Origin of the sequence: Acidiphilium acidophilum (genome assembly GCF_033842475.1) — a bacterium.
Lineage (GTDB): Bacteria > Pseudomonadota > Alphaproteobacteria > Acetobacterales > Acetobacteraceae > Acidiphilium > Acidiphilium acidophilum.
The window spans coordinates 171,514-181,164 of record NZ_JAWXYB010000001.1 but is presented as its reverse complement, the minus strand read 5'-3'; the positions used below and the strand labels follow the sequence as shown (position 1 = coordinate 181,164).

9 protein-coding genes are annotated in these 9,651 nt (G+C 62.5%); 1 reads left to right on the top strand and 8 read right to left on the bottom strand.

Annotated elements, in window-relative coordinates; all coding sequences use genetic code 11:
* The 6 genes from SIL87_RS00910 to SIL87_RS00885 all read right to left on the bottom strand — a co-directional run.
* Positions 1 to 540: hypothetical protein (locus SIL87_RS00910; protein ID WP_319612428.1), on the bottom strand; the 540-nt coding region annotated here is incomplete at its 3' end.
* On the bottom strand, positions 541 to 861 hold the full coding sequence (locus tag SIL87_RS00905; RefSeq protein ID WP_319612427.1) for a hypothetical protein: 321 nt from the start codon (positions 859 to 861) through the stop codon (positions 541 to 543).
* 116 nt (positions 862 to 977) lie between these two features.
* Complete coding sequence (locus SIL87_RS00900) at positions 978 to 2,273, bottom strand: hypothetical protein (RefSeq protein WP_319612426.1); 1,296 nt, start codon at positions 2,271 to 2,273, stop codon at positions 978 to 980.
* 109 nt (positions 2,274 to 2,382) lie between these two features.
* Positions 2,383 to 3,765 (bottom strand): hypothetical protein, encoded by a 1,383-nt coding sequence (locus SIL87_RS00895; RefSeq protein ID WP_319612425.1) that lies wholly within the window; start codon positions 3,763 to 3,765, stop codon positions 2,383 to 2,385.
* A gap of 47 nt (positions 3,766 to 3,812) precedes the next feature.
* Complete coding sequence (locus SIL87_RS00890) at positions 3,813 to 4,964, bottom strand: sugar-transfer associated ATP-grasp domain-containing protein (protein WP_319612424.1); 1,152 nt, start codon at positions 4,962 to 4,964, stop codon at positions 3,813 to 3,815.
* Positions 4,965 to 5,188: 224 nt separating this feature from the next.
* Positions 5,189 to 6,370 carry an IS256 family transposase gene (locus tag SIL87_RS00885; RefSeq protein WP_319612316.1) on the bottom strand — a complete coding sequence of 394 codons (1,182 nt, stop codon included), beginning with the start codon at positions 6,368 to 6,370 and terminating at the stop codon, positions 5,189 to 5,191.
* A gap of 303 nt (positions 6,371 to 6,673) precedes the next feature.
* Here SIL87_RS00885 and SIL87_RS00880 point away from each other — a divergent pair, with 303 nt between their 5' ends.
* Positions 6,674 to 7,294 carry a class I SAM-dependent methyltransferase gene (locus SIL87_RS00880; RefSeq protein ID WP_319612423.1) on the top strand — a complete coding sequence of 207 codons (621 nt, stop codon included), beginning with the start codon at positions 6,674 to 6,676 and terminating at the stop codon, positions 7,292 to 7,294.
* A 78-nt stretch (positions 7,295 to 7,372) separates the two neighbouring features.
* Here the strand turns inward: SIL87_RS00880 and SIL87_RS00875 are convergent, their stop codons facing one another.
* Both SIL87_RS00875 and SIL87_RS00870 read right to left on the bottom strand, forming a co-directional pair.
* Positions 7,373 to 8,272: a 3'-5' exonuclease gene (locus SIL87_RS00875; protein WP_319612422.1), complete on the bottom strand. Its 900-nt coding sequence runs from the start codon at positions 8,270 to 8,272 to the stop codon at positions 7,373 to 7,375.
* Between the two features lie 98 nt (positions 8,273 to 8,370).
* The gene (locus SIL87_RS00870) at positions 8,371 to 9,633 is read right to left on the bottom strand and encodes a Y-family DNA polymerase (protein ID WP_319612421.1); all 1,263 of its coding nucleotides are present in this window, start codon (positions 9,631 to 9,633) and stop codon (positions 8,371 to 8,373) included.
* Positions 9,634 to 9,651: the final 18 nt, after the last annotated feature.

Genomic DNA, 9,651 nt, shown 5'->3' with positions numbered 1-9,651 from the left:
CGGCCACCAGCTGTCCTCCGTGTGCAGAAACTCGGTGAAGGTGCCGGGTCGTTGGGTTCGCAAACGCCAGGTCTCCATCGCCTTGAAAAACGAGAGTACGAGAAACCATACGGCCATCGCCAGCACCAGCAGGACATAGAAGATATTTCCGAGGCCGACCGGCGAGACCATCACCCGATAGGCCCAGTACAACAGCAGCAGGATCCCCGACACCAGGTAGATCCGGCTCGCCCGCGCCGCAATCACCCGCGAGTTCGCCATCATCATCCGGATCTGGTCCGGGGACCTGCCATAATCGAACGCCATCGCGACGATATCGTACGTCCCCTCCGGCGTCAGCCGGCGCCGACGATGCGGCGGTACCCTCTGAATGTCCGACCACATGTCGCCAATATAGCGGGCGTTCGTCCGGATCTCATCGGTCCCGAATATCGCGTTCGGACTAACCCCCCACCGGAACGCCCGCTTGAACATGCCCGCCGCCTGGTTCGGATCCTTGGGGTCCTGCGACCCGCGTCCGGTCTGTCCCTTCCGAGCCATTCACCCCTCCTGTCCGCTACTGATGTCCACCGCGCGACCGGGATGGGCCGCGAATACGCGATCGAGGCGCTCATCGAGCAATGCCGCCAGATGCGTCGCATCCCGCGCGGCATCCAGCGCATCCCGCGCCGAAGAACTGATGATGCCACGCCTCAACCAGTCGCTGTTGGTGGGATTGCATAAGGCCTCGACCATCCGCGCCGTCATTCCCTGGAGGCGTCGTCCGGAGCGGGGGATCCGGAATATGGTGAGGGCGTCCCAACCGTGTCGCTCGATCCAGGCTTCGGCATCACGCGGATCGGGGAATTGAGGCTCGTCCATAAAGGCAACTCCAATTGTTCAGGGGGATGATGATGTCCGTTGGGGGGGCGCCCGACCGGCTTCCTCGCCTGGCTCACTCCCGCGCGCGCCCGTTTGCGAGTCATGCTGGGCGCCGATCAGGTTGGCGGTGGGAGGGACGCGATGATCGCGGCAAGATCGCCCGGATCGCCATCGCTCCGGCCGATCAGCCCATCACGCGTGTGCCACAGCAAGGTCGGCGTGCCGGTCAACCCGATGTCGTGCGCCACCGCCATGTTGCGGGCCAGCCGCGCCGTAGCGCCAGCGCTGGCGGTCTCCGGCAACCCTTTGTCGATCCAGTCGGCGACCATCCGGGTCGGCGCGCGGCTGACCATCACTTTCGCCTTCAATGTGCTCTCCCCCTTGTCCTCGTAATCCAGGATCGACAACGGAATGACGCTCAGGCGGAGTTTTCCCGCGTTCACATAGGGAGCCAACGCCTGCATCGCGTGGATCGAATGGATGCACATCGGATCGATCAGCATCCAGAGATGTGGAGCGTTCTCCGGTCCGACGGTCCCGTGATCGGTCGACCGCAGCATCCGGAATACCGAGGCGACTTCCTTCGCCTTCTGCGCCGGGCCGGCAGGAACCGGGAGAGGGGCATCCGGGGATGGTGATCGGGTCGTGCGGGTTGGAACTGTGGCCGTCGCGGGAACGACAGCAGACGGACCGCTGCGATGGACGAACGCATGGGTGACCTGCTGATGCTTGCCGATCCGACCGATCGTCACTGTAGGCAGCACACCCGGAATAGCGGCCACCTGGCGAAGGGTGATGTTCTTGCCGTGGTCGCTCCACATCTCACCCTGGATCTCCGAACGGCCATCGGGGGCAATGTAGAAGACGGAAAACAGCGACCCGCTCCGGGCAAAAACGCCCCGCATCCCGTCCACCGTGCCGATATCGTAGAGCTTCGCACCATGGGAGGCGATCTGGCGTAACGCAGGGACTGAGGCGATCTCGGCGGCCGGAATCCGCTTGACCCCGGTGGGCATCGGCAGGTCACGAACCGAATGGAGAACCGGTGCCGCCTGTGATCCTGACGTCGTTGCGAGCGTTGGTGTTGACGCGGACGGTGGCGCCACAACAGGCTGGGCCGCCGGTAAAGCAGCGACGGAGGGTGTCAGGGGTGGATCGACGGTGTGAGCCAGCTGCGTCGGAGGAGCTGAGGGTGGCGCCGCCGGTTTCGTCTTGAGCGGCACCTTGGTCAGCGACGCCAGTACCGGCCGGTTCGCGGTGGGCATCACCGGCGCGGGATAGGTGGGTAACGCCAGAGGATGGGTCGACGCCACCTGCCCCAGGCTCGCAGACGAAACCGCACAATCGGGACCCGACGCCGCGATTGCCAGACCAGGCAGACCCGCCAGGAAAACAGCTAAAGCAACACGCATGATCAATCTCCTTCACCGGAGAGCTTCGCGACCGCGATTGCAACTGCGTACAGGTCAGAGAGGGGAAGGGCTTCACTTTATCGTGAAACCCAAAACGGCAGATGCTGGACTACGCCGATGCCTGCTGGAGAGGCCGATCGCCGGGCGGATCAATCTGCTGAAAGAGCGAACGGAGCAGCAGCCGCTTGAATTCCTTGTCGTCCGGCGTGACCTTCGATCCTGCGCGACGCGGATGATGCAGGACGATCGGCGCGCCACCAAGCGCCGCTCTCATCAGCGGATGAACATGGCGCTTGCGTTCGAGATAGCGCTCATCGTCATAGCCCATGGTCTCGACGATCACCGTGGCCTCGCGCCCACTCGCCGCTTTCGCCCTCACCACGAAATCCGGAATGATCGGCGGCCGCGCGTCAGCACTCGCGTCCGGTGCCGCCGGGTCGAATTCGGGCCCGAGATCGAATTGCGGCTTCTCGATCGTCATCAACACGTTCCGCGCCCTGGCCAGCCATCCCTGCAGGTCGATCAGATTGTGCAAGGTCAAGCGCTCGTTGTCGCTGTCGAGTAGTAAAAGATGCGAGCGCGATGCGACCGGATGGGCATAGGCGCGCAGGATCGCGGCAGGACTATCCTTGTCGGGCCGTGCGACCAGCGCCGCCACCAGATAAGGTGGCCGCCGCGCCGCCGCGTCGTGGATTCTGCCGTGACCCTCGATCTCGCCGAAGATCGAGAGCCGCCCGATGACCGGGATCGAAATCCCCTCCATCGGTTCAATAATGCCCTCGGAAATCGACCTCGCCGCCGTGATGAAAATCCCATGAGGGCGGGATTTGCGGAACGTCTTCGCCGGCGTTTCCTCGATGCGCAGACGAAAGGCCTCATACTGCGGGGCATAAGTCTCGAGATAGGAGCGAAGATACACCTTGTCGGCGAGCTCAATCTGAGATGCCGCCTGACGCAGGGCGCGATACTGGCCAGAGAGATCACCCACGACCCAGCCGGGGCGCACGCGCTGTAATCCGGCCTCTTCAACCAGCCCGAGGAGCAGGCGGGCAAGCGGAGATCGTTCTTCGGCATGGCTTACACCGGTGAGATGAACCCGATAGGCCGGGGATTCCAGGGCATAACCCTTGATCAGACAGGGCGGTTGATCTCCCGGCCGAAAACTCGCTGTGACATGTTTCTGCTCCTCCGGCTCGCGGAAGAAATCGCAGTCGGGTGCATGCGGCGGCCAGCAGACATTGGTATGACGACGAATATGGCTCGACGCGACCGGTACCAGCGCGGGTGGACGGTCCTCGCCAGAACTGCCGAGGCAGTCGCACAGGATCCAGTGACCGGGTCCGGAGTCCTGGACGCGCTTGACGATATCGGCCGCAGGCACACGCTCCGCAAACACCGCATAGCGCCCGAACGCGCGGCGCACTAACTGATCCTCGCGCCGCGACAACGGCGTCGCAGGACTGGTCTTTCCTTTCGGCGCGATCGAGAGCATCTCCCCCTTCCCCTTCCCCTTCCCCTTCCCCTTCCCCTCTCCCTCCCCTACCCCGGCAACCGCCCCTGGAACCCACAGGCGCGAAGATGCGAGCAAAAGGCATCATCGAGCACACCCGCGCCGTGGGCAATCTGATGCAGGTAAAGATCACCACCCCAGTTCAGCTCAAGCAAAATCGGCCCATGGTCGGTGATCGCGACGTCCCAGGATTGCGTCCTGATTCCCGGAAACAATGGCGCAGCCCGCGTGACCAGGGATCGGAGATCGTTCCAGTCCGGGACGGTGACGCCCTCTATCGCGCACCCCGTATCAGGATGGATCGGATCGCGCCGCAACGATGTCGCTTTCCCCGTCATCACCCGCGTCACTTCACCCGTGGCAAGGTCGATCGCGCCAAGCCGGTTGCCCTCCCGCCAGTAATTATCCGCCTCGTTCACCCGGATCGGGATTTTCAGGGCGGCGCGATGGATGACCGGGCCGGCATCCGTGAGCAACACCAGCACCCGAACCGTGCAGAGCCGTCCACCCGGCACCCGGCCCAGTTCAGTTGGAGGCAGGAGGGCGCGCTGGATCAGATACCCGCCCCGATAATCGAGGATGCGGGCTGCGACAGCCGGTATCGGCACGGTAGCGCCGGTCACTCCGCGGATCGTGTCCGACGCCGGATCGACCGATACCGCGTGGATCACCCCAACGCTGAACACGCCATCGATCGGTTTGGCCACCAACGGATACTGCGACGGATCGCGCAGGAACACGACAACATCATCGATCGAGCGCAACGCCGCGGCACCATCCAGGCCCCGGGTCGGATGCGCGACCCCGGTTATTTCGGGGACGGCGGCAATACCGGCTGCCGACAAGGTCGCTTGCGCGATGAGCTTGTCATCGGCGACAGCGCGCCAGCCGTAATCGCAGGTCGTGCGATGAAATAAGCTCTGCGCGGCAAGCCCCACGAAACGTGCTCGATCGCCCGGCATCAGCTCGCGATCCCACAGCCGATGCTGCAAGAACTCCACCGGCATCAATCGACCCGGACCACGACTCAAACGATAGGTCGACACCAACAGGCGCATCAGCCCGCCCAGCGTTGGCGCGGCATGCGGCAACGCGGCTCGAATATCGACAGTCGGCAGTTTGCCCGCAATCGGGACGGCATCCGCCCCGTAGGGTCGGGAATTGGCTAGCGCGAGTTCCATCACAACACCTCCAGCCGGAAGCATTGCGAGCCGGATCGCAAGTGCATAATGCAAACCGCACCCGCCGGTTCACGTTTCGGTGATGATGGAATGCAGGGGCGAACGGGGATTGTCGGGGCAAGCGGTGCGGCAATGCGATGTGTCAAAGTCTCCTGGCATTCGTCGGGCTGACGCTGGTCGCCGGATTGAGCAACCTGATGTCTGGAAAATAGGGCGAGCGGGGGTCAGGCATCCTGGTAGTCCCACTTGATGTAGCCCTTGGTGTCGGCGGCCCATTTTTCATCGATTTCGACGAGGACGGCGCTGACGAGGCGTTCGAGGGAGGCTTCGTTGGGGAAGACCCTGATTTTGGTGGTGCGGCGTTTGAGTTCCTGCTGGATGCCGCGTTCCATGGGGTTGGAAGTGCGAAGCCGGCGCTGGTGGGGTTCTGGCAGTGTGAAGACGGTGAGGCCTTCGGGGATATTTCGTTCGAGCCAATCGGCGAGCTTTGGTGCGGTGTCGCGATAGGCATTGACGAGGGTTGTGAGAGCGATCTGGGCAGCGGCGAGGGAATTTGCGTTCCAGACGGTCCGGAGTTCTGCGCCGATGCGTTTGCGGATGGCGTGGTTGGGGGCGTGGTGGATGGCGTTTTGGGCGAGGTGGAACTGGCATCGTTGCCAGTGTGCGGCGCCGAAGACGGCGCGGCGTGCGGCGTGCAATCCGGCATGGTCATCGGAGACGATGAATTCGACGCCTCGCAGGCCACGCTGATGGAGGCTTTCGAGGAAGGCACGCCAATGGACTTCGGCCTCGGAAAGGGCGACCGAGACGCCGAGGACACGGCGGCGTTCATCGGGTCCGATGCCGATGGCCGAGAGCACGGCGGCATCGCGGACGACGCCATTATCGCGCATTTTTTCATATCTGGCGTCGAGGATGAGGTAGCGGATCTCGGCGAGGGGTCGGGTGCGCCAGGCGGCGAGTTCGTCATCGAGCAGCTTGCTGGCGCGGCTGACCTGAGCGGAGGAGAGGCTTTCGATGCCGAATTCGCGCATGACGGCCTCGACGTCGCGGGTGGAGACGCCTTTGATGTACATTTCGGCGACGGCGACCATGACGGCGCGGACCGAGCGTCGGCCGCGTTCGAGGGACTGTGGGTAGAAGGGTTCGCCCACGTGACCGGCGGTTTTGGGGACATCGACGGTGATCGACCCGGCCGGGGTATCGATCCGCTTGGGCTTGTAGCCATTGGCGTAACCCTGACGATCGGGGTTGCGCTCGTAGTGACTGGCGTGGAGGAAGCGTTCGCGCTCGATCTGCATGGCGAGTTCGAAGGTCCTGGCAAATACCGTGGCGATATCGCCTGCGCCGTTTTCGATCAGATGTTCCAAAAGTGCCTCGATAATCGTATCCTTTTTGGCGTCCATTCATCGGTCTCCATGTTGGTGTGAACAACTGCATGGAATACCAGAATGAACAGCCCTTGCCGGGGCATGCCCCGGCAAGGGCACCAACTCCCAACCCAAAATGAATTTCCAGACGTCAGGTTACACCACCGGTCGCCGGTGCCGTCGATCCAGCAACCATGCGGCGCTTGATCGATGCTCTCACATGACCGAAACATCAGGTGAGGCCGACGAGAATTGTGCCCCCAACATTCCACACGGTTTCAAGTTTAGCTATCACTGCCAGAAGGCGAGCGGCTCTTTCGCTCATGGAGAAAATGCGACATGGACCAAGCGACAAGACGCGAGACCTGGAATCAGCGTTACGCGATCGACGATTATATTTTCGGCAAGGAGCCCAGCGAACTTCTGGTACGCCACAAAAGTTTACTGCGGGCCGGCGATACCGCGCTCTCGGTTGCGGATGGTGAAGGGCGTAACAGCGCCTATCTGGCGCAGCTTGGCATGAACGTCACAAGTTTCGATTTTTCAGATACCGCGATCGCCAAGGCTCAGAAACTTTTCGACGAGCGGCGTGTCTCGGTGAACATGGTTGAGCATGACATAGAAACCTGGTCATGGACGCCGAACGCCTACGACGTGGTGGTCGGGATTTTCTTTCAATTCCTGGACCCTGCCGCACGCTCCAAGGCATTTGCCGGCATCGCACAAACGGCGAAGCCGGGTGGCCGGATTTTCCTGCGCGGCTACACACCAAAGCAGCTTGAATTCAAAACCGGCGGCCCGCCTGAAGTCGAAAATCTTTATACTGTGGACCTGCTGCTGGCGGCATTTCCAGGCTTTGAACTGATCCACCTCGCCGACCAGATCACGGAACTGAACGAAGGCCCCCGCCATACCGGCATGAGCGCGTTTGTCGATCTGGTCCTCCGCAAGCCCATCTGACATCCAGACTACACGGCTGGGCCAAACCGCGAGAGATAGCCTCACATCCTTGAAGCATCCGGCTGGCCGGCCGCAGATTCAGCCACGTTTCGAGAACCGGTCATAGGCGGTAATCCGCTGCACCGTCGGTTCCCGTCCCGCATCCAGAACCTTGGTCTTGAGATAGGCGATCTCATCGGACTGCTTCGCCTCCGGAACGTCGATATACCATGTCCGCGGCCGGAACCCCGTGTCACCACCCCAACGATAACCCCGGCGTTTCAGATCATCCTTGAGATCGAACGGCGCGCCCTCGGCCCAGACCCGCCACGTCACGCCCCGGGCGCGATCGAGCAGACGGCTCATCGCAATCGTGCCCGAATGCGGCAGTGGCAGGGCCAGCAGCTCGATCGCCGCGAGGCAATCATTCGCTGCCCGGTGCCGGTCGTAGAAGAAACCCGCCCCCATCGCGAGATAGGCAAGTTTCAGACCCTCAAACCCCTCCGCGACCCAATCGACCTCCGTCATCGAGCACGCCCAGGGCTTGCCCGCGAAGGCCGGACATAGTCGCTCGATGAAACGGCGATCAAACGCCGCATTATGTGCGACCACGAGAGCGGCAGGGGCCACCATTCCCTCCACCGTCGTCAGATCGATTGTCTGGTCCGTGACCATGGTATCGGTAATGCCGGTCAGGGCCACCACCTCGGGCGGTATCGGGCGACCGGGATCACGAAAGGACTGGAAGGGCTCGCCGACATCGATGATCCGACCGTCAAGCGCGTAGGTGAACGGCACGATCGCGATTTCGATGATCTCATCGGTTTCGGGATCGAGCCCGGTGGTTTCGACATCGACGAATAATCCTGGCCGGGTTGGCGTGCCAGGTTCGACCGCGACCGGCAAGCGGGGTGCCAGCTTGCGCAGGACGCGGTAGGCACCGGAGGCACTGAGCGTCCGCGCCATCTCCTCGAGCCGCTTCACCTCCTCTTCGGTCATGGTCCCTCCCCTCCAGCGGCTGATCGCATGTGGTTCATAGCCCCTTGCGGCCCGCCAAGGCCATCAAACCTGTAAGGCGCCCTCGAGAGCGCGTCCCCTCAATAGGCGGTTCCAACCAGGATCTCGCCAACCCGCGTCGTATAGCGGGGCGACAAATTCATCGCCTTGGCTGTCCAGGTGCGCGAAATCCCCGTTGCGAGCGGGCGCAACGTGTCGCGACCAAACCGGCCATTGACCGCATCAAGCGCCGCCATCGCCCGCGCCGACCGCACAGGATCCTTGGTCGGAAACAGCGACATCGGCTGACTGCCCGCGTCGATCAACTCGCCGAGCATGATCCCCGCCTTCGAATACCGGAACCCCGCGCGCCACATCGGCTCCAGCATGCGGATCGCCTCCCCGATCAACGATGTCGTGTCGTTGGTCGCCTCGATCCGCGCCGAATGCTGGTTGCTGTACCAGGGATCGCCATTGTGCGGGTTGGTGTGGAGCAGAACCGTCATTGTGCTGGCGAGCAAACCATGCTCGCGCAATTTCTCGCCGGCGCGGGTCGCGTAGGATGCCACCGCCTCGCGCATCGTCCACCAATCGGTGATCGGCATGCCAAAACTACGCGTCACCGCGATCCCCTTGCGCTGCGGCGCCATCAGCGACAGCGGCAGGCACGACACGTCGCGCAATTCCGCCTGTACCCGCGCACCCACCACAGACATCATATCGCGCACCTTGCGCGGATCGAGGCGCAGGAAATCCGCGACAGTCCGGACGCCGCGGGCAGCAAGCTTCTCAGCGGTCTTGCCGCCGATCCCCCAGACCTCGCCAATCCCGAGGTCCTGATATAGGGCCACGCGCGTCGCCTCGTCGCGCAGATCGCACACCCCATTCAGTTCGGGTCGGGACTTGGCGAGTTTGTTTGCGGCCTTTGCAATTGTTTTACTGGGACCGACCCCTACACAGGTCGGGATCTTCGCGATCTGGCGGACCGCGCCGCGCAGCATCTGGCAGAACTCCATGAGGTCGCCAGTGACCGGCGCCAGATCAAGGAAGGTTTCATCGATCGAATAGGGTTCGAGACGTTGAACATGGGCGCCCAGGATTTCGAACACGCGCCGGCTGAGATCACCGTAATGGGAATAATTAGACGATTTTGCGACCACCTCGCTCAATTCCGGACGTCGCCTGATCAGGTGCCACGGATCCCCCATTTTGATGCCAACCGCCTTGGCAAGAGCCGAACGCGCAATCACGCACCCGTCGTTGTTGGAAAGAACCACAACCGGCTTGTCCCGCAGCGCGGGATCGAACGCCTGTTCGCAGGAGCAATAGAACGAATTGCCATCGATCAGGCCATACAGCGCCATCAGGCTTGATCCCTATTT

Bases quoted from the DNA above. Each gene is read 5' to 3' on its own strand.
- SIL87_RS00885 (WP_319612316.1), bottom strand. From the start codon at position 6,370: ATGGACGCCAAAAAGGATACGATTATCGAGGCACTTTTGGAACATCTG.
- SIL87_RS00875 (WP_319612422.1), bottom strand. From the start codon at position 8,272: ATGACCGAAGAGGAGGTGAAGCGGCTCGAGGAGATGGCGCGGACGCTC.
- SIL87_RS00905 (WP_319612427.1), bottom strand. From the start codon at position 861: ATGGACGAGCCTCAATTCCCCGATCCGCGTGATGCCGAAGCCTGGATC.
- SIL87_RS00900 (WP_319612426.1), bottom strand. From the start codon at position 2,273: ATGCGTGTTGCTTTAGCTGTTTTCCTGGCGGGTCTGCCTGGTCTGGCA.
- SIL87_RS00880 (WP_319612423.1), top strand. From the start codon at position 6,674: ATGGACCAAGCGACAAGACGCGAGACCTGGAATCAGCGTTACGCGATC.
- SIL87_RS00895 (WP_319612425.1), bottom strand. From the start codon at position 3,765: ATGCTCTCGATCGCGCCGAAAGGAAAGACCAGTCCTGCGACGCCGTTG.
- SIL87_RS00870 (WP_319612421.1), bottom strand. From the start codon at position 9,633: ATGGCGCTGTATGGCCTGATCGATGGCAATTCGTTCTATTGCTCCTGC.
- SIL87_RS00890 (WP_319612424.1), bottom strand. From the start codon at position 4,964: ATGGAACTCGCGCTAGCCAATTCCCGACCCTACGGGGCGGATGCCGTC.